The 23,215-nt window shown below is 69.4% G+C and carries 23 protein-coding genes and 1 tRNA gene; 10 read left to right on the top strand and 14 right to left on the bottom strand.

Annotation, left to right across the window (positions count from 1 at the left end):
* Position 1 precedes the first annotated feature (1 nt).
* The 3 genes from ACZ45C_RS03760 to panB form a co-directional block, all read right to left on the bottom strand.
* Positions 2-988, bottom strand: a complete 987-nt coding sequence (locus ACZ45C_RS03760; RefSeq protein WP_460562199.1) for a tyrosine--tRNA ligase — start codon at positions 986-988, stop codon at positions 2-4.
* An 81-nt stretch (positions 989-1,069) separates the two neighbouring features.
* Positions 1,070-3,133 carry a DUF460 domain-containing protein gene (locus tag ACZ45C_RS03755; RefSeq protein WP_460562202.1) on the bottom strand — a complete coding sequence of 688 codons (2,064 nt, stop codon included), beginning with the start codon at positions 3,131-3,133 and terminating at the stop codon, positions 1,070-1,072.
* Positions 3,134-3,202: 69 nt separating this feature from the next.
* Complete coding sequence (panB, locus tag ACZ45C_RS03750) at positions 3,203-4,009, bottom strand: 3-methyl-2-oxobutanoate hydroxymethyltransferase (RefSeq protein ID WP_460562204.1); 807 nt, start codon at positions 4,007-4,009, stop codon at positions 3,203-3,205.
* A 137-nt stretch (positions 4,010-4,146) separates the two neighbouring features.
* Between panB and ACZ45C_RS03745 the strand changes: the two genes are divergently transcribed.
* A complete protein-coding gene (locus tag ACZ45C_RS03745; protein ID WP_460562206.1) occupies positions 4,147-4,437 on the top strand; it encodes a DUF5822 domain-containing protein in 291 nt (96 codons plus the stop codon).
* 15 nt (positions 4,438-4,452) lie between these two features.
* Here the strand turns inward: ACZ45C_RS03745 and ACZ45C_RS03740 are convergent, their stop codons facing one another.
* The 6 genes from ACZ45C_RS03740 to ACZ45C_RS03715 form a co-directional block, all read right to left on the bottom strand.
* On the bottom strand, positions 4,453-5,040 hold the full coding sequence (locus tag ACZ45C_RS03740) for an HAD family hydrolase (RefSeq protein WP_460562208.1): 588 nt from the start codon (positions 5,038-5,040) through the stop codon (positions 4,453-4,455).
* On the bottom strand, positions 5,037-6,284 hold the full coding sequence (locus ACZ45C_RS03735) for an acyl-CoA dehydrogenase family protein (protein ID WP_460562211.1): 1,248 nt from the start codon (positions 6,282-6,284) through the stop codon (positions 5,037-5,039). Before ACZ45C_RS03735 ends, ACZ45C_RS03740 begins: the two co-directional genes overlap by 4 nt.
* A gap of 49 nt (positions 6,285-6,333) precedes the next feature.
* Positions 6,334-7,344 carry an AIR synthase family protein gene (locus tag ACZ45C_RS03730; RefSeq protein WP_460562279.1) on the bottom strand — a complete coding sequence of 337 codons (1,011 nt, stop codon included), beginning with the start codon at positions 7,342-7,344 and terminating at the stop codon, positions 6,334-6,336.
* Positions 7,341-8,690 (bottom strand): alanyl-tRNA editing protein, encoded by a 1,350-nt coding sequence (locus tag ACZ45C_RS03725; protein ID WP_460562213.1) that lies wholly within the window; start codon positions 8,688-8,690, stop codon positions 7,341-7,343. Before ACZ45C_RS03725 ends, ACZ45C_RS03730 begins: the two co-directional genes overlap by 4 nt.
* Positions 8,691-8,783: 93 nt before the next feature.
* Positions 8,784-9,416, bottom strand: a complete 633-nt coding sequence (locus tag ACZ45C_RS03720) for a protein sorting system archaetidylserine decarboxylase (protein ID WP_460562215.1) — start codon at positions 9,414-9,416, stop codon at positions 8,784-8,786.
* Positions 9,417-9,418: 2 nt separating this feature from the next.
* Positions 9,419-10,468, bottom strand: coding sequence for an AAA family ATPase (locus ACZ45C_RS03715; protein ID WP_460562217.1), 1,050 nt, complete (start codon positions 10,466-10,468; stop codon positions 9,419-9,421).
* Positions 10,469-10,723: 255 nt separating this feature from the next.
* Between ACZ45C_RS03715 and ACZ45C_RS03710 the strand changes: the two genes are divergently transcribed.
* Genes ACZ45C_RS03710 through ACZ45C_RS03695 form a run of 4 tightly spaced genes read left to right on the top strand, consistent with a single transcriptional unit; the run spans position 10,724 to position 15,186 of the window.
* Positions 10,724-12,091, top strand: a complete 1,368-nt coding sequence (locus ACZ45C_RS03710) for an ABC transporter substrate-binding protein (protein ID WP_460562219.1) — start codon at positions 10,724-10,726, stop codon at positions 12,089-12,091.
* A 4-nt stretch (positions 12,092-12,095) separates the two neighbouring features.
* The gene (locus tag ACZ45C_RS03705; RefSeq protein WP_460562221.1) at positions 12,096-13,151 is read left to right on the top strand and encodes a carbohydrate ABC transporter permease; all 1,056 of its coding nucleotides are present in this window, start codon (positions 12,096-12,098) and stop codon (positions 13,149-13,151) included.
* Positions 13,148-14,029 (top strand): carbohydrate ABC transporter permease, encoded by an 882-nt coding sequence (locus ACZ45C_RS03700; RefSeq protein WP_460562223.1) that lies wholly within the window; start codon positions 13,148-13,150, stop codon positions 14,027-14,029. Before ACZ45C_RS03705 ends, ACZ45C_RS03700 begins: the two co-directional genes overlap by 4 nt.
* A gap of 2 nt (positions 14,030-14,031) precedes the next feature.
* A complete protein-coding gene (locus ACZ45C_RS03695) occupies positions 14,032-15,186 on the top strand; it encodes an ABC transporter ATP-binding protein (protein ID WP_460562225.1) in 1,155 nt (384 codons plus the stop codon).
* Positions 15,187-15,245: 59 nt separating this feature from the next.
* Here ACZ45C_RS03695 and ACZ45C_RS03690 read toward each other — a convergent pair whose 3' ends face one another.
* The 3 genes from ACZ45C_RS03690 to ACZ45C_RS03680 all read right to left on the bottom strand — a co-directional run bounded on the left by ACZ45C_RS03690 (position 15,246) and on the right by ACZ45C_RS03680 (position 16,900).
* Positions 15,246-15,902, bottom strand: coding sequence for a DUF4013 domain-containing protein (locus tag ACZ45C_RS03690; protein ID WP_460562227.1), 657 nt, complete (start codon positions 15,900-15,902; stop codon positions 15,246-15,248).
* Positions 15,902-16,330, bottom strand: a complete 429-nt coding sequence (locus ACZ45C_RS03685; RefSeq protein ID WP_460562229.1) for an SHOCT domain-containing protein — start codon at positions 16,328-16,330, stop codon at positions 15,902-15,904. The genes ACZ45C_RS03690 and ACZ45C_RS03685 overlap by 1 nt, the downstream gene beginning before the upstream one ends.
* Positions 16,331-16,420: 90 nt before the next feature.
* Positions 16,421-16,900 (bottom strand): DUF192 domain-containing protein, encoded by a 480-nt coding sequence (locus ACZ45C_RS03680; protein WP_460562231.1) that lies wholly within the window; start codon positions 16,898-16,900, stop codon positions 16,421-16,423.
* Between the two features lie 60 nt (positions 16,901-16,960).
* On the opposite strand from ACZ45C_RS03680, the gene ACZ45C_RS03675 reads away from it, so the two are divergent.
* From ACZ45C_RS03675 to ACZ45C_RS03655, 5 genes are all read left to right on the top strand, one after another.
* Positions 16,961-17,034, top strand: a tRNA-Val gene (locus tag ACZ45C_RS03675).
* A gap of 491 nt (positions 17,035-17,525) precedes the next feature.
* Positions 17,526-18,794 carry an outer membrane protein assembly factor BamB family protein gene (locus ACZ45C_RS03670; protein WP_460562232.1) on the top strand — a complete coding sequence of 423 codons (1,269 nt, stop codon included), beginning with the start codon at positions 17,526-17,528 and terminating at the stop codon, positions 18,792-18,794.
* A gap of 88 nt (positions 18,795-18,882) precedes the next feature.
* A complete protein-coding gene (locus tag ACZ45C_RS03665; RefSeq protein WP_460562234.1) occupies positions 18,883-20,538 on the top strand; it encodes a CTP synthase in 1,656 nt (551 codons plus the stop codon).
* Entirely contained in the window at positions 20,539-21,456 is a 918-nt protein-coding gene (guaA, locus tag ACZ45C_RS03660) for a glutamine-hydrolyzing GMP synthase (RefSeq protein ID WP_460562236.1), read from the top strand.
* The gene (locus ACZ45C_RS03655; protein ID WP_460562238.1) at positions 21,456-21,839 is read left to right on the top strand and encodes a DUF7126 family protein; all 384 of its coding nucleotides are present in this window, start codon (positions 21,456-21,458) and stop codon (positions 21,837-21,839) included. Before guaA ends, ACZ45C_RS03655 begins: the two co-directional genes overlap by 1 nt.
* 23 nt (positions 21,840-21,862) lie before the next feature.
* Here the strand turns inward: ACZ45C_RS03655 and ACZ45C_RS03650 are convergent, their stop codons facing one another.
* The gene (locus ACZ45C_RS03650) at positions 21,863-22,066 is read right to left on the bottom strand and encodes a hypothetical protein (RefSeq protein ID WP_460562240.1); all 204 of its coding nucleotides are present in this window, start codon (positions 22,064-22,066) and stop codon (positions 21,863-21,865) included.
* A gap of 92 nt (positions 22,067-22,158) precedes the next feature.
* Positions 22,159-23,121, bottom strand: a complete 963-nt coding sequence (larE, locus tag ACZ45C_RS03645; RefSeq protein WP_460562242.1) for an ATP-dependent sacrificial sulfur transferase LarE — start codon at positions 23,119-23,121, stop codon at positions 22,159-22,161.
* Between the last annotated feature and the right edge of the window lie 94 nt (positions 23,122-23,215).

Below are 23,215 nucleotides of genomic sequence, written 5' to 3'. Positions count from 1 at the left end.
GCTACTCCGCGAGCTGCTCGCGTCCCGGCGCGATGAGTCGGTCGAGGTACTCCGCGAGCGCGCCCTTCGCGTCGGCGGGGTGAAGATCTCCGGACTCCAGGTCCGCTTCGAGGGCGTCGTACGCGTCGTACTCCAGGTCGCCGCCGTACTCCTCGGGGCGCTCGACGCGGACGGTGTCGAACCGCGGGAACACGTGGTACTCGAACACCTGCAGTACGGGATTCTCTCGCGACTCGCCGTCGTCGGTCGGCTCGGGGTCGACCGTCGGCGGACAGTACGCGTCGTTCACCTTCGACTCGATGTCCGAACGGGAGTCCTCCATCGAGATGGTGACGCCCGTACTGGAGGACATCTTCCCGCGCCCGGTCGCGAGGTCGGCGATGAGCGGCGTGTGGAGGCTCGTCGGCGGCTCGCGGTCGATGCTCGGGAGCACGTCCCGTGCGAGCATGTGGACCTTGCGCTGCTCCATCCCGCCGATCGCGAGATCGACCCCGAGGTACGGGATGTCGAGCGCCTGCATCAGCGGGTACACCGCCTGCGACACCTTCACCGAGTCGCCGGAGGTGATCTCGGCCATCGCGCGCTCGGCGCGGGCGAGCGTCGTCTCCAGCTCTAAGGCGTGGAGATCGAGGGTGTAATCGTCGTCGAGCTGGAAGTCCGAGCCGAGCACGAACTGCGTGTTCGACTCGTCGAGCCCGTAGGCGATGAACTGGTCGCGCATGCGCTCTGCGGTGTGGCGGATCTCCTCGAACGAACCCTTGTCGTTGAGATAGGCGTGTACGTCCGCGAGCAGGACCGTCACCTCGAAGCCGGCCTCCTGGAGGTCGATGAGCTTGTTCGCGGTGAGCATGTGTCCGATGTGGAGGACGCCCGAGGGCTCGTAGCCGACGTACGCCCGTTTCCCGTCGGGATCGTCGGCCAGCGCCTCGATCTCCTCCTCGGTGACCACCTCGGCCGCGTTCCGGGTGATCAGCTCGTGAGCGTCCATACTCCCGACTGTGCGGTTGTCGGCCATATGACTTCTGGATGCGTGCGGAGACGCGACGGAACCCGGTGAGAGACCGACGCCTCACTCCTCTGTCTCGGGGAGCGTCCGTCCTGCCCGGTGTTCCGAGATAATCCGGTCGAGGTGTTCCTGTTTCTCCGCCGTCCGCCGGCGCTCCGCGCGATTCTCCCAGTCGTCGAGCGCCGCGTCGAGTGCGGCCTCCTCCGCGACCGCCAGCTCGTCGACCTCGCGGACCGGGACCGCGTCGACGGGGACGACCGGCACGTCGTGGTCGAACAGGACCTGGTCTGCGACCTCGGAGAGGTTCCCGTCGCGGATCACCGCCCGCGGTCCCGTCTCGGCGAGCCGCTCTGCGGTCCGCCGGCCCGCCCCGGAGGCGTCACGAAGGTACACCACGTCGCCGTCGACGAGCCCGTACGCCTCGTCGGCCGCCTCGATCGCGTCGAGGGTGAACTGCTCGACGACCTTCACGCTCGCGAGCCCACGTCCCTCGGCGACGTCACCGAAGTTGGAGTGGTCGAGCCGCCACAGTTCCTTCAGCGTCTCCACCTTCCGCTCCAGCGCTTCGACCCGCTCGCGGGCCTCGTCGCGCTCGCGTTCCAGCCGGTCGGTCTCGCGTTCGAGACGGGAGACGGCCCGCCGGGTGCGCGCCTCGATTCGCTCCTCGCGTTTCGCCTCCTCCAGTTCCGATTCGAGTTCCGCGACGCGCTCGTCGCGCTCTGTGAGGTCCTCTTCCAGCGACTCGGCGTGCGACTCCAGCCGGTCGACGCGTTCGCGAAGCCGCCGGATCGTCTCCTCTTCTTCGGTCCGCTCGGGCTCCGTGGGATCGGCCTCGTCAGCGTCGTCTCCATCCCCGTCGTCCCTGTCTCCGTCGTCCTCGCTCAGGTCCGCGATGACGGCCTCCACCGACGCCTCTCCGGCCACGACACCCGCGATCACCGCCTCGCGGTCGAGCCGCGGCGGAGTCTTGGCGGCGATCCGCTCGAACTGGTCTTCGTGGTCGTCGTACGCGTACAGCGCGGCCGCCAGCGCGTCGCGCTCGTGGTCGTTCGCGTAGCTCGCCTCTCGCGTCCGGTGGAGCTTCTCGTCGACCGGGAGGTCCGTGGTCGGTCGCCACCCCGCGGCGTCGAACGATCGCCGGAACTTCTCGACGGTCTCCGGCATCGGCTCCACGTCGGCGGCGACGATGATCGGCCGCCCCTGCTCGATTATCCACTCGGTCACGTCGGCGGTGTCGGCGGTCCGCGACGAGTACAGCGCGTGGACGGTGCCGTCGAGTCCGACGACGGCCGCGGCCGTGGTGGTGCCGGGATCGATACCGACGATCACGCGGTCGCGGCGCTTCACCAGCGGCTCGTACTCGATCCCGTCGCGGCGCTCGCGCTCGACCTCGACGCGCACGTCGCCCGCACGCGAGTTCGACACCGGGATCTCCTCCGGCCGAGCCTCGACGGTGAAGACGGCGTTCGCGTAGCCGCCGTACTTCTCGGTCACGTCGCGCTCGAAATCGAGATTCGTCTCCCTCAGCTTCGATTGCACCTGTCGCGTCCGCTTCCGGACGTTGCCGTGGATCCGCCGGGTGTAGCGGTCCTGACTCCAGCCGCCCTTTCCGGTCGATCGGCCGCGAGACACCTTCACTCGCGTCTCGTCGGTGAACGCGGTCACCTCGTGGCCGACGTTGGCCGCGGCGAGTCGCGCGGCCGCCTCTGCCTCCTTCATCGGCTCTTTCCCGTACGGGATCCCGTGTCTGGAGGCGACGCGCGAGAGCGGCTCCGGGCGCTCCGCGCCCGTCACCTGCACGAGTCGGGTGCCGTCGGGCAGCGATCGCAGGAACCCCACGAGATCGTTTTTGTCGGCCGCCAGCTCGTAGGCGTTGTCGGTGGCGACGTACAGCGGCTCGCGGTCGTCGATCAGCCGACAGAGCTTCCGGAACGACACCACGTCGCGGGTCACCCGCGCCACCGGGCCGTCGAAATCGACGTCGATGTCCGCCGCGTCCGGGTCCTCGGCGTCGACCGGATCCAAGATCACGAGGGCGTAGGAGGGGTCGTCGCCGCGAACGTCGCCGCTTTGCACGTCGACGCCGAACACCGGCCGGTCGCGGGCGCGGATGGTCCGGGTTGTCACGCGCGAGGCTAGGCCGCTGACGCGTATATACCCCACGCCGGGTGCGGCGGTTTCGACGCGGGCTCCGACTCAGTACAAGCCCTCGAGGTCTTCTTCGACGTGCGAGTGCTCCGCGGCCGGGAACTCGCCGTTCGTCACCGCCTCCTCGTACGCCTCGACCGCGTCGAGCATCTCACCGCGCACGTCGCCGAACTGTCGGGAGAACGGCGGTGCCCACTCGCCGAGCCCGACCGCGTCGTTGATCACGAGGACCTGTCCGTCGCAGTCAGGGCCCGCGCCGATCCCGATCGTCGGAATCGAAAGCGCCTCCGTGACCGCCCCTGCGAGGTTGGCTGGGACGTGTTCCAACACCAAGGCGAACGCCCCCGCCTCGGCGTGTTCGCCGGCGAGTTCGATTATCTCCTCGGCGGCGTCCTGCTCGGTCCCCTGCCGGGTGTAGCCCCCGAGCCGGTTGACGTGTTGTGGCGTGAGCCCGAGGTGTGCCATCACGGGAATCCCGACGTCGGTCATCCGCCGGGTCATCTCGACGGTGTGCGGGCCGCTTTCGATTTTCACTGCGTCGGCGTTCGCCTCCTTCAAGAGCCTCCCGGCGTTGCGCACCGACTCCGCCTCGTCGACGCCGAAGGAGAGAAACGGCATGTCGGCGACGACGAGCGCGTCCTCGGTCGCGCGGGCGACCGCGGCCGTGCGGCTCGCGACCTCCTCGAACGTGACGGGGAGCGTCGAGTCGTAACCCAGGGCGGCGTTGCCCATGCTGTCTCCCACGAGCACGGCGTCGACCCCGGCCTCGTCGACGATCGCCGCGGTCGGCGCGTCGTAGGCGGTCAACATCGTGATCGGATCCTCGCTGTCCCGGAGTCCCCGCGTCGTGGTCATATTCCGAACACGCCGGTGCGACCGGTTAAAATCGCCGAATTCGGCGCAGACGACCGACACGGAGGCAATCAAATAACGGTCACACCGGGCGACCGGGGACCGCCACCGATTTGTCGGTTCGGCGCGGAGACCGGGTCGTGCAACCCGTCGAGCGGGCCGACTACGAGGGCGTCGACTACGGCTGGGTGATGCAGACGACGTTCGTCGTCACCATCCTCGTCGGCGCGCCGGTCGTCGCCGTCCTCTCCGGGTTCGTCGCCTTGGACTCCTGGGGGGCCCGCGCGGCGTTCGCGGTCCGCGTCGGCGCGCCGATCTGGTTTCTCACCGCCGTCGTCGTCGCGCTCTACGCGAAACGGACCGACGCCGGAGACGGCGGCGTCGACCGCGAGGACGGAGAGGACACCGAACCCGAGACCGACGCCGACTGAGTCCCGCTCGGCGCGTCAGTCGAGGAACTCCGACACCCACGCGTAGCCGGTGCCCGCGAGCTTTGCGGTCACGGCGTCGCGCTCGGAGTCACCGACGAAGAGGGTCCGGTCCGGGGCGGCTCCGAGGCGCTCGACCGCCGCGAGCAGCGACTCCGGCTCGGGCTTGTACGTCTCGGCGGTGTCGCGGCCGACGACGGCGTCCGAATCGAGCGCCGCGTCGAGCCCGTGCGTCTCGATCGCGACCCGGCAGGCCGCCTCGCAGTTGAGCGAGCAGACGCCGACGTCCGCGCTGTGCCCCGCCTCGGCGAGCCGCGTCCCGAGCGGGAGCAGCGTCGAGTTGCGCGCGCCGGCCCGCTCGTACTCCGCGATCGTCGCCTCGACGGTCTCGCGGATCCCGTACTCGTCGGCCGCGCCGAGCAACCCCCACAGATCCCCCGTCGGCGGTTTCACCGCGTGTTCGCCGTACACGTCGAGCACCGCCTCTGCGACGGCGTCCCAGTCCACGGCGAGGTCGACGAGGGTGCCGTCGAGGTCGTAGACGATGGCGTCGTAGTCCGCGATCCGGAGAGCGGGCTGCCCGGAGAGGTCGGCGTCGTCAGTCATCGTTCGTTCAACAGGCCCCTAGCGATAATCGTCTTCTGGATCTCCGTCGCCCCCTCGTAGATCTCCGTGATCTTCGCGTCGCGGTAGAAGCGCTCCACGTCGAACTCGGTCGTGTACCCGTAGCCGCCGTGGATCTGGACCGCCTCGTTCGTCACTGACATCGCGGCCTCGCTCGCGCGGTACTTCGCCTTCGAGGCGGCGACGCGGTAGTCCTCTCCCGCCTCCGCCTGCCGACACGCCTCGCGGACGAGCAGCCGCGCGGCCGACACGTCCGTCGCCATCTCCGCGAGTTTGTGTCGGATCGTCTGGATGTCTCCGATCGGGCGATCGAACTGCTCGCGCTCGGTCGCGTACGACGTCGCCTCGTCGAGCGCGGCCTGCGCCACTCCGACCGCCTGCGCCGCGATCCCGACCCGCCCTCTCGTGAGCGTCCGGAACGCCGCAGAGAGCCCGTCACCTACCTCGGTGAGCCGATTTTCGGCCGGGATTCGGCAGTCGTCGAGGCGGATTCCCGTGGTGTCCGAGGCGCGGAGCCCGAGCTTCTCCTCTCGCTTGCCGACCTCGAATCCGGACGCGTCAGCGGGCACGAGGAACTGGGTGATCGTGTCTCCGTCGACGGGCTTGCTCGTATCGGCGCGGCCGTCGACGGGTCCGTTCGCGTCGTCGCCGTCGGCCGGCTCCGCCTCGTCGGGCGACTCGTCCCCGTCGGTCGCCTTCGCGAAGACGATCGCGACGCCGCCGCGCTCACCGTTCGTGATCCACTGCTTCTCGCCGTTCAGGACGTACTCGTCTGTCTCGGCGTCGTACGCGGCGGTCGTCGACATCTCGGCGGGGTTCGATCCAGCGTGCGGCTCCGAGAGACAGAACATCCCGACCGGACGCCCTTCGGCCATCTCGGGGAGCCACGCCGCGCGCTGGTCGTCGCTGCCGAACTCGGCGAGACAGGAGGTCGCGAGGCAGTGGACCGACAGCGCGGTCGCGACCGCGAGGCTGCCGTGCGCGAGTTCCTCGTTGACGATCGCGTACGTCGTCGCGTCGGCGTCGAACCCGCCGTGTTCCCCCGGGACCGTCAGGCCGGTCAGGCCGAGATCCGCGAGCCCGTCCCAGACGCCCTCCGGGAACGTCTCGGTCGCGTCCGCCTCGCCGGCTCCGGGACGGACTTCGTCGGCCGCGAACTCCCGGACTAGATCGCGGATCGCCGCCTGCTCGTCCGTGAGTGACGAGCCGACGCGTGCGCCAGTCATGGCGTTCGGTTCGATCCCACACGGAAAAAGATGAACGATCGGGGCGGCGTCACCGAGCCTCCCACAGCGGGTACAGCTCATCGCGGGGCGGCTCCGCGATCCGCTCACCGTCGAGGGAAACGGCCCCGCTCGCGCCGCGGTCGCCGCGATCGGTCGGAGCGGATATCTCCCGCACCTCTCCGATCACGCCCGAGTCGATCCCGACACCGCGGAGCGACGCACGGGCCTCATCGACCCGGTCCGGCGGGACCGCGGCGAGCAGCGCCCCGGAGCCGAACGTCGCCAAGGGGTCGACGCCGAGCGCGTCACAGCAGGCCCGCGTCTCGGAACGAACCGGGACCCGGTCGCGCTCCACGGACAGGACGGTCCCGCTCGCGCGAGCGGTCTCGACGAGCGCGGTCAGCAGGCCGCCCTCGGTCGGGTCGTGCATCGCGGTCGCCGCGTCCCGCACCGCGGCCGCGTCGGCGACGACGCTCACGTCGTCGAGGAACCCGGCTGCGGCGTCGAGCGTCGCTTCCGTGACGCCGGCGTCCAGACACGCCTCGCGGAAGTCCGTCGCGAGGATCGCCGTCGCCTCGATCCCCGCGCCCTTCGTGAGCAGGAGTCGGTCGCCGGGTTCCGCGCCGGCGCTGGAAACGAACCGGTCCGTGGTGCCGAGTGCGGTCATCGAACAGAGCGGGCGCGCGAGCGACGGCAACACCTCGGTGTGGCCGCCGACGATCGCGACCCCCAGACCGCTCGCCGTCTCGTCGACCTGTTCGGTGACCGCCCGGCGGCGCTCGGGGTCGGCGTCGGGCAGAAAGAGCGTGTGCGTGAGCCACCGCGGGTCCGCGCCGCTCGCGGCCACGTCGTTACAGGCGACGTGGACCGCGAGCTCCCCGACTGCGTCTGCCGCCAGCGACAGCGGGTCGGCGGCGACGACGAGCGTCGCGTCCGCGCCCGCGAGATCGATCGCCGCCGCGTCCTCGCCGTAGGCGGGACCGGTCGCGACCGCCGGGTCGTCCGAGCCGGTCGCCGCGAGCACCTCGGCGAGCGCCGTCGGGTCGAGCTTGCCGGTCATCGCTCCCGCAGCCATGCGACCACGCTGTCCGGGTCGGCGTCGAGCCCGCCCGCCTGTGCGAACGTCGGGCCACCGCCGCCACCGCCGCCGAACGCGTCCGTGACAGCGTCGACGAGATCGCCGGCGTCCGGGCCGGCCGCCTCGTCGCCGGTCGATCCGTCGCCGCTCGCGTCGTCCGCGACCGCGACGACCACGAACGGCGCGTCGCCGCCGCCGACCGCCGCGAGCGCGTCCGGGGACTGTCCGGCCGGATCGTCTGCGACGCCGCCGCCGACGATCGCGTCCGCGGGGCCGCGGAGGGCGTTCGGGTCCGCGTCACCGACCGACCCGACCGCCCACGTCACGCCGTCGATGTCGGTCGTCTCGAACTCGCGCAGCCGCGCGGCGAGCAGGTCGCTGCGAGCGTCCCAGAGGTCGGATTCGAGCCGGTCCGCCTCCGTGCGGACCCGATCTATCTCGTCCGGGAGGTCCGCGATCCGCGTGTCGAGGGACGCGGCCGCGTCGAGGGCGGCGCGGTGGACCGCCGCGCCGTGGTCGACGGCTGTCGGCCCGACGGCGAACTCGACTCGGGTCACCCCCTCGCCCGGGTTCGAGCGGTCGAGCACCGATATCGGCCCGATCTCGGCGGTGGTCCGGACGTGGGTGCCGCCGCAGGCGGCGACGTCCCACGGGTCGGCGGCGTTGCCCGCCTCACCGTCTGCGCCGGTCTCACCGCCGCCGTCCGCATCGCCGCCGCCCGCATCGCCGCCGCCCCCTCCGATCGTCACGACGCGGACGGCCTCTCCCCCGCTCATCGCACCCTCCTCGGTCTTGGTGTTGAACGCTATCCCGTCGATGGCGCGGGCCTCGCTCTCGGGACGAGTCTCCCACGACACCGGAAGCGACTCCCAGACGGCGCGGTTCGCGAGCCGCTCCAACTCGACGAGGTCGGCGTCGGAGAGCGGCTCAGCGGTCGTCAGGCCGACGCGCACCTTCTCCGGGGCGATGTCGAATCCGGCGTAGCCCAGGTCCTCGCAGGTCCGTCGAGCCGCGCCGTAGAGGACGTGCGAGGCGGTGTGTGCCCGAGTGCAGTACGTGCGGAACGCGTCGTCGACGACCCCCGCGACGGCTTCGCCCGGCGAGGGCATCTCGCCGGCGTCCGCGTCGAGTTCGTGGACGACCCGGCCGTCTCGCTCCGTCACGTCAGCGACGCGGACGCCGTCGACGGTGCCGCGGTCCGCCGGCTGGCCGCCCGACTCGGGGTAGAAGTACGTCTCGTCGAGGACGAGTTCGCGCCCCGAGACGGAGGCGACCGTCGCCTCGAACTCCCGTACCTCGGGGTCGGTCGGCGCGCGTGATGCGGTCATGAACGGCCCGTGGGCGCGGTCGGATAAATAGGTGGTCAACGGGGGTGACGCGACAGACGCTCTCGGCGCGTCAGGGCCGCTCGGCGATGAGCGTCAGGGCCGCTCCGCGATGATCGTCTCGCCCGCGCGAACCGAGTCGCCCTCGGCGACGCGGAGGTCGGACTCGCGCACGTCCGCCGGCAGCACCACGTCGGCGCGCGACCCGAACGAGACGTGGCCGACGCGTTCGCCGCGATCGACGCTGTCGCCGGCGTCGACGGACGGGTGAATCCGCCGGGCGAACCAGCCGGCGATGACCAGAAGCTCGTACTCGTCGCAGTCGATGGCGACCTGTTCGTTGCGGTCGGACTCCTTGTCGAAGGCCGGGCGGTTCGCGCCGGGGCGGTGTCTGACCTCGCGGACCGTTCCGGGGAGCGGCGCGCGGTTCACGTGCACGTCAGTGACGTTCATGAACACGCCGACGCGGAGCCGGTCCCCCTCCTCGCGGATCACGGAGACGGTGCCGTCCGCGGGCGAGACGACGACGCCCTCGGCGTCCGGGGGCGCGCGGTCGGGGTCGCGGTGGAACCAGAGCACACCGAGCGCGAGCGCAGTCAGGGCGACGCCGACGGGGGGAACGAGCGGTAGCGTCACGGCGGCCGCGACCGCGGGGACGAGCGCCAGCCGCCACGCGGCGTCGACGACCGGGAACGGGAGCGCCCGCGCGAGCGGGGGGTCACGCGCCATCGTCAGGCCTCCGCGGGCTCGCGAAGCGGCGGTTCGAGCTCGGTGCGACCGGCGGCCCACGCCGCGAGGAGGTGGGTGAGGTGGAGCCGGTCGTCGAGCCCGTCCGTCAGGTCGAGGTCGGCCTCCCCGGCGAGCACGTGGAGCCGGGCGAGGTCCGCGCCGTCGTACGCCGACCCGGCGCGAGCGACGCGGAGGGTCTCGCGGAGCAGCTCTCCGCCGTCGTATCCTCCTTCGTCGAGCAGGTCGTCGAGCGTCGAGCGCGCGTCGCCGAAGTCCCCGTTTCGCGCGGCGGCGAGCGCCTCGCGGATCGCGTCGTCGTCGCCGACCTCGCCGAGCGTCTCGTAGGCGGCCGACATCGTGACCTCGCCGCCCTCCACCGCGGTCGCCTGTGCCGAGAGGATCGCCTCGCGGAGGTCGCTTCCGGCCGCGCTGGCGACGAACTCCAGCCCGTCGGCGTCGTAGGACACGTCCTCCCGCTCGCAGATCGTCTCAAGCACGTCTATGGTCTCGTCGGTCGTCGGCGACCGGACTTGCACCGGGAAACACCGCGAGCGGATCGGCGCGATGAGCTTCGACGGCTGCCGGGTCGCGATCACGAACTGCGTGGTCCGGTGGTGCTGTTCCATCACACGCCGGAGCGCCTGCTGGAAGTCCTCGCGTATCGCTTCGGCGTTGTCGAGCAAGACCGTCTTGTACTCGCCGGACATCGGCGCGTACGACGCCGATTCCTTCAACACGCGGTTTATCATGTCGCGTTTCGCCATCCGGCCGCGCCCCTGCAGGAACCCCTCGAATCGGGGGTCCGTCCGGATCTCCTTTTTCGTCCGCCCGAAGAAGTCGGCGACGTTGATCTCGATCAGGTCGCTCTCGGGGCGGTCGTGTGCGGCCCGCGTCAGCGCCCGCGTCGCCGCCGTCTTCCCGACTCCCGGCGGCCCCTGCACGACGAGGTTCATCGGCTCGTCGACCGCGCGCTCCAGCCGCTCGCGCGCCTCCTCCTGTCGGATTTCGTCGAGCGCGGGAGCGTGCGCGTCGATCCACAGCGGTCCCTCCATGCACGGGTGTCGGTGACGAGCGCTCAAGAATCGGTCGGTCGGCGAGGCGACGACTGGCCCTTGTCTTGTTTAGTATTAGATACATATACTACGGCAACACAGAGCAGCCATGTGGCGATCTCACTAGTCGGTCGTTCTCGCGTATCTGCCCAATTCCGGGCCCACAGACCTCATATCAGGTCATCGGGTTTTTATTAACCATCGGAGTAAATGAACATCAATCGTTAAGTACGCGGCCCCTGAAACAAAGAACACATGACACGAGACAGTCCAACCGATGAGGCCGACCGACTCACTCGCCGCCACTACGTTGCCGGCGCTGGCACCCTCGCGACCGTGGGGATCGCCGGGTGTTCGGGCGGCGGTGACGGCGGCGACGGGTCGGACGGCAGTGACGGCAGTGACGGATCCGATGGGTCGGACGGCAGTGACGGGTCGGACGGCGGCGACTCTACCGAACTGGAGATCATCCACTGGTGGACCGCCGGCGGCGAGCAGGACGCGTATCAGGCCCTCCTCGACGGCTTCCGAGAGGAGCATCCGGACGTCGAGATCGTCGACAACCCGGCTCCCGGCGGCGCTGGCTCCGCGATCGACACCGTCGTCCAGAACCGCGTCATCGACGGGAACCCGCCGAGCACGTTCCAGATCTGGCCCGGACAGGCGCTCACGCCGTACACGAACGAGGACCTCCTCGAAGACATCGGCGACTCCGTGTGGGACGAGGAGATGCGAAACGCGTACCTCGACGACGTCGTCGACCTCGCGCAGCCCGCCGGGAACCTCGTCGCGGTCCCGATCAACATCCACCGGCTGAATAACCTGTTTTACAACGTTAGCGTCCTCGACGACGCCGACGTGGACGCCACCGACATCGACGGGCCGGAGGGGCTTCTCGGCGTCTTCGAGACGCTCGACGCGGAGACCGACGTCACGCCGCTTGCGCACCAGACCCAGAGCCCGTGGTCCTCTCTCCAGCTGTGGGAGAGCATCTTCATCGGCGAACAGGGCGTCGACGCCTACCAGACCCTGATCGGCGGCGACGTCTCGGGGCTCGAAGACGAGGTCCGCTCGGCGCTGGAGCTGCTCGCCGACTACCTCGAGTACATCCCCGAGGACGCCGGCTCGATCAGCTGGGACCAGGGCAACAACGACGTGATCGCGGGCGACGCCGCGTTCCTCCACCAGGGCGACTGGGCGGCCGGTCAGTACCGGTCGGCCGAGGACTTCGAGTTCGAGAGCGACTGGGACATGGTGCCGTTCCCCGGCACCTCCAGCGTCTACCAGTCCGTCATCGACTCGTTCGTCTTCCCGACGGGCAACCCCTCGCCGGAGGCGACGGAGCAGTTCCTCAACTACGCCGGCTCGGTCGACGCCCAGGAGCGGTTCAACCCGGTCAAGGGGTCGATCCCGCCGCGCACCGACGTCCCGATGGACGAGTTCGGCGACTTCCTCTCCCGGCAGTTCGAGGACTTCCAGAATTCGAACACGCAGCCGCCGGCGATCGCACACGGCACGGCGGTCGCACCGGCGATCCAGTCCTCACTTGAGGAGACCTTCGCCAACTTCAACGGCAACCAGGACGTCGACGCCGCCTACGACGGCATCGTCAACTCGTTCTGAGCCGATGACGTCACGGATTTTTGCGGCGCTGACGCGCGACGCCGACGAACCGTCACCCGACACCGACGGGTCGTCTCTCCGCGAGGAGCCGTCGGCCCGGACCGACGGCGGAACCGTCGCAGACGGCGCGAGCGACGCGACGAACTCCGCCGTCGGCGACGACGCGTCCGCGTTCGCCCGCCTCCGCCGCAGTCGGTTCCTCGAGTCGATCCCGTTCTGGGGCCCGCCGGCGATCCTGGTGTTCTTCTTCGTGTACGGGGCCATCGCGTGGAACTTCGTCATCTCGCTGACCGGGTGGGAAGGGCTTGGCAGCCCCGACTACTCGTCGCTGTCGACGGAAATGTACGCGCGGCTGCTCTCGGACCCGTCGTTCGCCGCGGCGTTCCGGAACACGTTGGTGTTGCTCGTCGCGTTCACGGTGCTCTCGCTGATCCTCGGCCTTCTCGTGGCGATCCTCGTCGACCAGAAGATCCGGATCGAGAACACGTTCCGAACGATCTACCTGCTGCCGATGAGCCTCTCGTTCGTCGTCACGGCGATCTTCTGGTCGTGGATGTACAACCCTTCGAACGGACTCATCAACGAGGCGCTTCGGGGGGTCGGGCTCGACGCGTTGACGCAGGCGTGGCTCGCGGACCCGCAGTTCAAGCTGGCGGCGATCATCTTCGCGCTGATGTGGCAGTTCTCGGGATACTGCATGGTCGTGTACCTCGCCGGCCTCCGCGCGATACCGGAGTCGCAGTACGAGGCGGCCCGCATCGACGGCGCGTCGACGGTCAAGCTCTACTGGCGCGTGATCATCCCGCAGCTGCGGGCATCCACGATGTCCGCGGCGGTCGTGCTCGTCGTGTTCGCGCTCAAGGCGTTCGACTTCCTGTTCGTGCTGTTCGGCGTCAACCCCGGGCAGTCGGCGGACATCCTCTCGGTGATGATGTACCGCGTCGCGTTCGATCGGATCCAGTGGGCGTACGGCTCCGCGGTCGCGATGGTGTTGTTCGCGATGACGCTCGGCGTGATCGGTCCGTACCTCTACGTGCAGTACCGGCGGGGTGAGCTATGAGCGCCGCGGACAGACTCCAGACGACGGTCGCGAGCCTCGACCGGACGCGCGTCGCGCTGTACGCGGTGCTGCTCGCGCTGGTGGCATTTTACCTCGCGCCGCTCGAATCCGGGTTCATGACGGCGTTCAAGACGCCGGACGGCTTCCGGACGACGACGCCGTTCGCGCTCCCGCCGATCGACGAGTTCACCCTCTCCGCGTGGGGAACCGCGTTCGAGCGGCTCTCGAACGGTCTGCTGAACAGCGCGCTGATGGCGGTGCCGGCGACGGTGCTGTCGGCGCTTTTCGGGTCGCTCGCGGCCTACGGCCTGACGAACCTCAGTTGGCGTGGGCAGATCGGCGTGCTCGTGTTGTTCGTCGCCGGCGTGTTCATCCCGTACCAGGCGGTGCTCGTGCCGCTGACGCAGTTCTGGTCGTTCGTCGACATCGGCGGGCGGATCCCGCTCGCGATCGTCGACGACAACGAGGGACTGATCAATCTGAGCATCACCCACGTTGCCTACGGGATTCCGATCTGTACCGTGCTCTTCCGCTCGTACTACGCGACGATCGACGACGAGATGCTGGAGGCGGCGCGGCTGGACGGGGCGTCGGCGGCGACGATCTACCGGCGGATCATCCTTCCGCTGTCGATCCCGATCTTCGCGGTGACACTCATCTACCAGTTCACGCAGATCTGGAACGATCTGTTGTTCGCCATCGTGCTGGTCAGTGACCCGTCTAACCAAGTGGTGACGGTCGCGTTGAACCAGCTACAGGGGTCGTTCGTCCAGCAGTTTAACCTCCAGATGGCGGGGGCGTTCGTCGCGGCGCTACCGACGCTCGTTGTGTACGTCCTCTTCGGTGAACAGTTCGCGAAAGGCGTCGCAGGTGACTAATCATGGCACAACTCGAACTCGACTCGGTGACGAAACGCTTCGGCGAGGGGGACGGCTCCGTCCTCGCTGTAGACGATGTGGACGTCGACATCGCGGACGGGGAGTTCCTCGTCCTCGTCGGCCCGTCCGGCTGCGGGAAATCCACGACGCTCCGGATGGTCGCCGGGCTCGAAACGATCACCGACGGCGAGATCCGTCTCGACGGCGAGCGGATGAACGAGCAGGGGCCGTCGGAGCGGGACATCGCGATGGTGTTCCAGAGCTACGCGCTGTACCCGCACATGACCGTCCGACAGAACATGCGGTTCGGACTGGAGGAATCGACCGACCTCGGCGGCGACGAGATGGACGCTCGCGTCGACGAGACGGCCGAACTCCTCGACATCACCGAGCTACTCGACCGGAAGCCCGGCGCGCTCTCCGGCGGGCAGCGGCAGCGCGTCGCGCTCGGCCGGGCCATCGTGCGCGAGCCGAAGGCGTTCCTGATGGACGAGCCGCTCAGCAACCTCGACGCGAAGCTCCGCTCGCAGATGCGCACGGAGCTGCAACAGCTGCAGGACGACCTCGACACCACCACCGTCTACGTCACCCACGACCAGACGGAGGCGATGACGATGGGCGACCGGATCGCCATCCTCGACGCCGGTGAACTCCAGCAGGTGGCGACGCCGCTGGAGGCGTATCACCGGCCCGCGAACCAGTTCGTCGCCGGATTCATCGGCGAGCCGTCGATGAACTTCGTCGACTGCGCGGTCGAGGACGCAGTGCTCGTCGACGGGGCGTTTCGCTACTCCCTCGGCGACGAGGCGGGGGCTGCCGTCGCCGCCGTCGACGACGCGACGCTCGGGATCCGGCCCGAGGACCTGTCGGTCACCGCGAGCGCGGACGCCGACGGCGGCGACGCGACCGGGGACCACGCGTTCGACGCGACCGTCACGGTCGTCGAACCGATGGGCGACGAGAACGTCATCCACCTCTTGCTCGCGGACGGGCCGGACCTCGTCGCGACCGTGAACGGCCTCCGTCGGATCGAGAGCGGAGCGGAGGTGACCGTCGAGATTCCCGAGAACGCGATCCACGTGTTCGACGGAGATTCCGGCGACGCGGTCCACAGCCGATCGCTCGACGAGGCCGAGTTAGACGACACGCGCGTCTGACCGCGGTCGCTGTTTCTCGAAGCGCGCAACGCGTCGGGACCGCCGAGTGCGCCGATCGCTCAGACGCCCCGCCGTCGCCACGCGCGACCGGTCGCTCGACCTATCGCGGCGGCGGCGACAACCTCGACGTAGAACAGACAGAAGAATCCGAGCGCGATCCTGTTCAGCGGTCCGTACGCCGCGGCGGCGAGGCCGAGCCCGCCCGCGGCGAGCAGGGTCGCGACGAGGTAACCGGCGTCCTGTGTGGCCGCGCCGACGAGCGTCGTGTCGACCGCGGCGCGGAGCGTCCCCTCGCGGGCGACCGCGGCGACCGCCGCTGGGAGGGGATAACAGATCGCAGCCGAAAGCAGCGTCGACACCGTCGATCCGACGGTGAAGAGGAGTCCGTCCGTCGTGCCGGTCGGGTCGAACCCTTCGAGCGGGCCGCCGAGGGTCACGACGAGGAGGAAGAGGGGAACCGCGAGGTAGCCGACCGTCGTCACGGTCACTCGGAGGCCGTCGCGGAACAGTGCGCCGACCGGTCGCCACCCCGGTCGGTCGGGCTCGACGTGCGACTCGGCGGTCGCGGTCGCCGCGAGCACTCGCGAGAGGTACCCCGCGACGGCGACGAACGGGAGCAGCGGCACCCACACCGCGAGCAGGTGGAGCCCGCCGCCGACGAGGAGCGCGTCGGCTCGGGGCGATCCGCGGACCGGGAACGTCAGGACCCCCGACATCACTCGCGGACCCGTTCTATCTCCCGACGGATCCCGTCGCGGACCCGATCGGCGACGTCGTCGCCGGCCGAACGAACGCCGTCTCCGGTCTCGGCGTTCTCGGTTTCGAGGAGCCGGTCCAGTCGCCGTTCGAACTCGTCGTCGCCAATCTCGCCGCGGGCGTAGCGCTCACGCAGCGCGTCGAGCGCGGGGTCGACGGGTTCGGCGTCCGCGTCTCCAGTCGCGTCGCCCGCGTCCGGGAGGGGTTTCGTGAGAGTGTGAAAGACGGGGAGCGCGACGCACAGCCCGAAGAACCAGACGAGCGGGAGCGTCCACCAGACGCCGGTGAGGAGGGGAGCCGCGACGCCGCCACCGAGCACGAGCAGGGCGAACACCCGCCGCCAGCGGTGCCGCAGGTTCCAGGCGATCCGCCGGAGGAAGCCGGTCATGCTCGGGCGGACGCCTGCGAGGGGGAAATCGGTTTCGTCGCCGGCCGGGAAACGCTCCGGAGACGCTCCGGAGACGGCCGTCTACCCCGACTACTCGACGTCGAAGACGAGTCGATCGCCGGCCTCGACACCGTGGCGATCGCTCCAGCCGCGCGGCACTTCGAGGACGTACCGCCCCGTGCCGCGGTACCGAGTGAACGGTCGGGTCTCCGGCTCCGCCTCGTGGATCGCGGTTACCGTCCCGTCGGCGTCGGCGAAGACGATGTCGAGCCCGAACGCCATGTCTCGCATCACGTAGGCGCGTTCGGCCGTGTCGCCGTGGACGAACAGCATGCCGCGGTCGGCGGGGAGGTCGGCCGCGGCGGAGAGGCCGACGTACTGTTTCACGAACCCGTCGGCGACGCGGGCCTCGACGCTCGCGAGCGACGCGTTCGACTCGCCGTCGACTGCCTCGACCGTCGTCGTCTCGTACCCCGCGATCAGGAGGGTCGGATCGACCGCGACCGCGACGGCGACGAGGAGGGTGACGGCGGACGCGGTCGCAGCGATCTCGAGGGCACGGCGGCGCACGGTCGACGTTCGCGTCGGAGAAAGAAACCGTTTTCCGCTCACGGCCGGTTGAGACGGTGGGGGCTCGTGGTCTAGCTGGTCATGACGCGGCCTTTACAAGGCTGAGGTCGGCGGTTCGAACCCGCCCGAGCCCATACCTGTGGCGAGCACTCCGCGAGCCGCAGGTATGGACGGCGCGGTTCGAACCCTATCAGTCGCGCGCAGCGAACGAAGTGAGCGAGCACGTCTGATTCTGGTTCGAACCCGCCCGAACCCATTTCTGGGACGAACGAAATGAGTCACAAAAATGTATGCGAGGGCGATCGAACCCTGAAAGACGCAGCGTCGAGCGAAGCGAGACGACCGTCTTTCTTCGGTTCGAACCCGCCCGAGCCCATACCTGTGGCGAGCACTCCGCGAGCCGCAGGTATGGACGGCGCGGTTCGAAACAGGGAACGGAGCGAGCGAAGCGAGAGGAGTGAGTGAGGTTCGAACCCGCCCGAGCCCATTTCTGGGACGGAAATCGATCCTCGCTTCGCTCGGGTTTCGAGGTCGCCGCCGTCTCTTCCGTCCCTCTCACACCGACGTCGGGAGCGTCTCGGCTCGACCGAGGTGGCTTTTTATCTCTTCCCTCGAATCACCCCTCATGCCCGAACTCACGCGCCGCGGCTGGCTCCGTACCGCCGGCGGCGTCGGCCTCGCGGGACTCGCCGGCTGTAGCGCCCTCCAAGGCAGCTCCTCGTCCGAGCAGGACGATCCGTCGGACGGAACCGACGGGTCAACAGAGGCGATCGACTTATCCAGCCGGCCCGAGTCGCCCGACGGACTCACGACGCAGTTCCGACAGGGCTTGCGGAACTCCGGATCGATCGACGCGACGGTCCCGGGCCGCGTCGAGGTCGAGTGGGCCGTCCCGACCAACCGGGGCGACCACACCGCCTCGAAGGGGAGCCCGATACAGGCCCCCAACGGCGCGATCCTCATCGCCGACGACACCGGGCGGATCCGGTCGCTCTCGCCTGACGGCGAGACGAACTGGTCGACCTCGATCTCCGACGACGACCGCGGCAGCCACGGGACACCCGCGATCGCCGAGGGCACGGCGTACGTGGGCACCTACGACGGCGTCGTCTCGGCGGTGGCAGTCGAGAGCGGCGAGATCGACTGGCAGACCGGGGTCGGCGACGCCGCCGCCGCCAGCCCGACCTACTACGAGGGGAAGCTGTACGTCGCCGTCGAACACGCGACACCGAGCGGGAGCGTCGTGGTGATGGATGCCGAAAGCGGCGAGATCGAGGAGCGTGACCGCCGACCGACCGACCACCCCCACTCGACGGTCGCGATCGACCTCGACCGCGACCGGTTCCTGTTCGGATCGAACGACGGGTACTGCTACGCGTGGTCGCTCTCGGACCGCGAGCGCGCGTGGCGATACGACACCGGCGGTGACTCGAAGGCCCCGATCGCGATCAGTCGCGGTATCGCCGTCGTTCCGTCGTGGGCCGAGACGGTCACGGCCGTCGACGTCGAGGACGGCTCGCGGATCTGGGAGTTCGAGACCGACGACATGGTCATGTGCGCGCCCGCGGTCCGCGACGACACGGTGTACGTGGGCAGCCACGACGGCAACTGCTACGCGATCGACCTCGCGACCGGCGAGGAGCAGTGGTCGACGCCGACGAACGGCTGGATCACCGGGAGCGCAGTCGCGACGAACGACCACGTCCTCGTCGGCTCGTACGACGCCAACCTCTACGCGCTCGACCGCGAGGACGGCTCGGTGAGCTGGACGGTCGAGGGTCGCGGCGACGTGACCAGCGCGCCGCTCGTCACCGACGACGCGATCTACTACGCGGAGCGCGCGCCCGAGGAGTCGGAGGAGGCCGGGATGTGCTACAAGCTGGTCGCGGTGTGAGCGCTCGTCGCCGGACCAAAACGACACGAACGTCCACCCGAAGCCGAGGGTCCGAAACGGTTTTGCCGGGCCCTGACGGACGGTCGATATGCCAACGGATCCTGACACGGGGTACGACCCGTCACTGGGTCGGAAGTTCGTGTTCGTCACCGGCGGCGTCATGTCCGGACTTGGAAAGGGAATCACCGCCGCCAGCACCGGCCGACTGCTCGCGAACGCGGGCTTCGACGTCACCGCGGTGAAAGTCGACCCCTACCTCAACGTCGACGCCGGGACGATGAACCCGTACGAGCACGGCGAGGTGTACGTCCTCAAGGACGGCGGCGAGGTCGACCTCGATTTAGGCAACTACGAGCGCTTCCTCGGCACCGACATGACGTTCGACCACAACGTCACCACGGGGAAGACCTACCAGCACGTCATCGAACGCGAGCGCGCCGGCGACTACCTCGGCAAGACCGTCCAGATCATCCCGCACGTCACCGACGACATCAAGCGGCGCATCCGCGAGGCCGCCGAGGGGAGCGACGTCTGTCTGATCGAGATCGGCGGAACGGTCGGCGACATCGAGTCGATGCCCTTCCTCGAGGCCCTCCGCCAGTTCGCCCACGAAGAGGACGACGAGGACATCCTCTTTACGCACGTCACGCTCGTCCCCTACTCGAAGAACGGCGAGCAGAAGACGAAGCCGACCCAGCACTCGGTCAAGGAGCTGCGGTCGATCGGCCTCCAACCGGACATTCTGGTCGGGCGCTCCGAGGACCGGCTCGACCCAGAGACGAAAGAGAAGATCGCCCTGTTCTGTGACGTGCCGACGGACGCCGTCTTCTCGAATCCGGACGTCGAGGACATCTACCACGTCCCGCTGATGGTCGAAGACGAGGGGTTAGACGAGTACGTGATGGAGCGGCTCGGCCTCGCCGACGAGGCGCTGCCGAAGGCCGAGCGGTCGACGGAGTGGCGAGAGTTGGTCACCCGCGACCGCGACCGCGAGATCGACGTGGCGCTCGTCGGCAAGTACGCGCTGGAAGACGCGTACATGTCGATCCACGAGGCGCTGAAACACGCCGGGATCCAGACGGAGACGGAGGTGAACGTGCTGTGGGTCGACGCCGACGAGACCCGCGCGAAACACGAAGAACGGCTCGCGTCCGCCGACGCGGTCGTCGTCCCCGGCGGCTTCGGCTCCCGCGGGACGGACGGGAAGATCGAGGCGGTCCGGTACGCCCGCGAGAACGACGTGCCCTTCCTCGGGCTCTGTTTGGGCTTCCAGATGGCGGTCGTCGAGCACGCGCGCAACGTGCTCGGTCTCGCGGACGCTCACTCCGCGGAGATCGACCCCGACACGTCGCACCCCGTCATCGATCTCCTCCCCGAGCAGTACGAGACGGAGGACATGGGCGGGACGATGCGGCTCGGCGCACACGAGACCGACATCGAGCCCGGCACGCTCGCGGCGCGGGTGTACGGCGCGGACTCCTGTACCGAGCGCCACCGCCACCGCTACGAGGTGAACCCGGAGTACATCGACGAACTGGAGGCCGACGGGCTCGCGTTCTCCGGACGCGCGGACAACCGAATGGAGATCCTCGAACGCGACGACCACCCGTTCTTCTTCGGGACGCAGGCACACCCCGAGTTCCGGTCGCGGCCGGACCGCGCGAGCCCGCCGTTCGTCGCCCTCGTCGAGGCCGCGCTGGGATCGACGGACACAACCGAACGGAACGCGGACGTGAGGCTATAGATGGTCGAGACGGAGGAATTCATCGCGGAGGCGAAAGCGGAGATCCGGGAGGCGATCGGCGACGCGAACGCCGTGATCGCCTTATCCGGCGGGGTCGACTCCTCGGTCGCGGCGACGCTCGCGTACGAGGCGGTCGGCGACCAGCTCACCCCGGTGTACGTCGACACGGGACTGATGCGGAAGGGCGAGACGGCGGAGATCCGTGACACGTTCTCGTTCATGGAGTCTCTTCGGGTGATCGAAGCCCAAGAGCGCTTTTTCGACCGCCTCTCGGACGTCACCGATCCCGAGGAGAAGCGCCACGTCATCGGCGAGGGGTTCATCGACGAATTCGAGACGGTCGCCCGCGACGTCGACGCCGACTACCTCGTGCAGGGGACAATCTACCCCGACCGCATCGAGTCCGAGGGGAACATCAAATCGCACCACAACGTGGGCGGGCTCCCGGAGATCGTCGATTTCGAGGGGATCGTCGAGCCGGTGCGTGACCTGTACAAAGACGAGGTCCGCGAGGTCGCCCGCGCGCTCGGCCTCGAAGAGATCATCTCCGAGCGGATGCCGTTCCCCGGTCCGGGACTCGCCGTCCGAATCGTCGGCGAGGTGACCCCCGAGAAGGCCGCGGTCGCCCGCGAGGCGACCCACGTCGTCGAGGAGGAACTGGAGGAGTACGACCCGTGGCAGGCGTTCGCCGCCGTCCTCGGGAAGGCGACCGGCGTGAAAGGCGACAACCGCGTCCACGGTTGGGTCGTCGCCGTCCGCTCGGTCGAGAGCCGCGACGGGATGACCGCGCGCGCCCAAGAGATCGACTGGAGCACGCTCCAGCGGATCCAGAGCCGGATCACGGGCGAAAACGAGGCCGTCGCGCGCGTCGTCTACGACGTGACGCACAAGCCCCCGGCGACGATCGAGTACGAGTGATGGCGGGGACTCCCGCCCGGTCCGACGACGGTCGCGACGACCGGATCGCCGTCGTCGCCGGCCCGGACGCGCACGAGCTCGGCGACGAGCTGGCCGCTCTCGGCGTGACCGTCCGGCGGATCGAGGGACTCGTCACCGCCGAGTCGCTCCGTGACGCCGGGATCGACGAAGCCGCGTACGTCGTCTTGACCGACGTCGAGGAGGCGACCGGGATTCCGATCGCCAAAGAGATCAACCCCGACGTCCTCGCCGTGACGTACGCGGAGCGGTCGCTGCCGGAATTCGTCGCGGGCGTCGCCGACCTCGCCGTCGACCCGGCCCTGCTGGACGCCGTGACGGTCGCCGAGGAACTGACCGGCACCGCGGCCGAAAAGGACTCGTAGTCGGCCGGGACTCGTCGTCTCGCTCACTCTCCGTCCGCGTCCGCGAGAAACTCCACGTCGCCGGCGATCACTGCGCTCGCTATCACCGCCACGCCGACGAGCAGCGCGACGACGCTCGTCGTCAGCGCCACCGAGAGCCCGCTCCCGCCGACGGCGACGCCGACGAACGCGCCGACGGCGCCGCCGACGCCGCCCGCGATGACCGCGAGCGTCTTCGCCTCGCTCATAGGTGTCGATTTCCCAACATCCCATATAAGCGTTCGCGTCGGGTTCTCTGGGGTGATAACCGGTTCTCGGTGTCGAGCCGCCCGGCCGTTCCTCAGCGCGGGTACGTCCGGCCGATGTCGCGGTTCCCGTCGTCTCCGTCGTCTTCGGACTCCGTCTGGTCGGTCTCGCCTTCGGTTCCCGCGCCGACTGCGTCGGTATCGTCCGCGTCTCCGCCCGGACTCACGCTCCCGGTCCGGTAGCCGGCCATGTCGAGCGTGACGTACTCGAATCCCACGTCGGTGAGATGCTCGTGGACGGCCTCGGCGAAGGCGGAGTCGAGGGCTCGCTCCAACTCGTCCGGCGCGATCTCGACGCGCGCGAGTCCGTCGTGGTCGCGCACGCGGAACCCCTCGAATCCCCACTCGCGGAGCACTCGTTCGGCCTTCTCCACCCGCGTCAGCCGCGCCTCGGTCACCTCCAGTCCGGTCGGAATCCGCGAGGAGAGACACGCCATCGAGGGCTTGTCGGCCACAGAGAGCCCGTAGGCGTCGGCGATCGCTCTGACCTCCTCTTTCGTGACCCCGGCGTCGAGCAGCGGCGAGAACACGTCGAGTTCCTCGACCGCCCGCAGCCCCGGACGGTGTCCTTCGCCCGGGTCGTCCGCGTTGGTGCCGTCACAGACGGTGTCGATCCCCAGATCGCGGGCCGTCTCGTACATCCGCCCGAGCCGCATCGTCCGGCAATGGTAACACCGGTCGCCGTCGTTGGCGACGAAGTTCGGGTCGTCGAGTTCGGAGAAGACCACCGTCTCGTGGGTGATACCGATCTCGGCCGCGACTCGCTCCGCGTCCGCCAGCTCCGCGGCCGGGAGCGTCTCGCTTCGGGCGGTGCAGGCGACGGCGTCGTCGCCGAGGGCCTCGTGGGCGAGCGCCGCGACGACGGCGGAGTCGACGCCGCCGGAGAAGGCGACGAGGACGCCGTCGCGCTCGGCGAGCGCGTCGCGGGCGGCCGCCGCCTTCGACGCCGTCTCCGGCGCGAGGTCGTCGCCGTCGACGGCGAGGGTGTGCTGGCTCATAGCCCCGGGTTCGCGACCGGCGGGAAAAAACGCGTCGGCCGCGATCCGCGACCTGACCGGGAGCGACCGGTGACCGCGGACAAACGCGACGAGC

This window comes from Halorubrum pallidum (genome assembly GCF_055380345.1).
This window is presented reverse-complemented; position numbering and strand designations above follow the sequence as displayed.

Coding starts and splice junctions, on each gene's coding strand:
- ACZ45C_RS03760 (WP_460562199.1), bottom strand. CDS start 988: ATGGACGCTCACGAGCTGATCACCCGGAACGCGGCCGAGGTGGTCACC.
- panB (WP_460562204.1), bottom strand. CDS start 4,009: ATGACCACGACGCGGGGACTCCGGGACAGCGAGGATCCGATCACGATG.
- ACZ45C_RS03740 (WP_460562208.1), bottom strand. CDS start 5,040: ATGACTGACGACGCCGACCTCTCCGGGCAGCCCGCTCTCCGGATCGCG.
- ACZ45C_RS03735 (WP_460562211.1), bottom strand. CDS start 6,284: ATGACTGGCGCACGCGTCGGCTCGTCACTCACGGACGAGCAGGCGGCG.
- ACZ45C_RS03730 (WP_460562279.1), bottom strand. CDS start 7,344: ATGACCGGCAAGCTCGACCCGACGGCGCTCGCCGAGGTGCTCGCGGCG.
- ACZ45C_RS03725 (WP_460562213.1), bottom strand. CDS start 8,690: ATGACCGCATCACGCGCGCCGACCGACCCCGAGGTACGGGAGTTCGAG.
- ACZ45C_RS03720 (WP_460562215.1), bottom strand. CDS start 9,416: ATGGCGCGTGACCCCCCGCTCGCGCGGGCGCTCCCGTTCCCGGTCGTC.
- ACZ45C_RS03715 (WP_460562217.1), bottom strand. CDS start 10,468: ATGGAGGGACCGCTGTGGATCGACGCGCACGCTCCCGCGCTCGACGAA.
- ACZ45C_RS03710 (WP_460562219.1), top strand. CDS start 10,724: ATGACACGAGACAGTCCAACCGATGAGGCCGACCGACTCACTCGCCGC.
- ACZ45C_RS03705 (WP_460562221.1), top strand. CDS start 12,096: ATGACGTCACGGATTTTTGCGGCGCTGACGCGCGACGCCGACGAACCG.
- ACZ45C_RS03700 (WP_460562223.1), top strand. CDS start 13,148: ATGAGCGCCGCGGACAGACTCCAGACGACGGTCGCGAGCCTCGACCGG.
- ACZ45C_RS03695 (WP_460562225.1), top strand. CDS start 14,032: ATGGCACAACTCGAACTCGACTCGGTGACGAAACGCTTCGGCGAGGGG.
- ACZ45C_RS03690 (WP_460562227.1), bottom strand. CDS start 15,902: ATGTCGGGGGTCCTGACGTTCCCGGTCCGCGGATCGCCCCGAGCCGAC.
- ACZ45C_RS03685 (WP_460562229.1), bottom strand. CDS start 16,330: ATGACCGGCTTCCTCCGGCGGATCGCCTGGAACCTGCGGCACCGCTGG.
- ACZ45C_RS03670 (WP_460562232.1), top strand. CDS start 17,526: ATGCCCGAACTCACGCGCCGCGGCTGGCTCCGTACCGCCGGCGGCGTC.
- ACZ45C_RS03665 (WP_460562234.1), top strand. CDS start 18,883: ATGCCAACGGATCCTGACACGGGGTACGACCCGTCACTGGGTCGGAAG.
- guaA (WP_460562236.1), top strand. CDS start 20,539: ATGGTCGAGACGGAGGAATTCATCGCGGAGGCGAAAGCGGAGATCCGG.
- ACZ45C_RS03655 (WP_460562238.1), top strand. CDS start 21,456: ATGGCGGGGACTCCCGCCCGGTCCGACGACGGTCGCGACGACCGGATC.
- ACZ45C_RS03650 (WP_460562240.1), bottom strand. CDS start 22,066: ATGAGCGAGGCGAAGACGCTCGCGGTCATCGCGGGCGGCGTCGGCGGC.
- larE (WP_460562242.1), bottom strand. CDS start 23,121: ATGAGCCAGCACACCCTCGCCGTCGACGGCGACGACCTCGCGCCGGAG.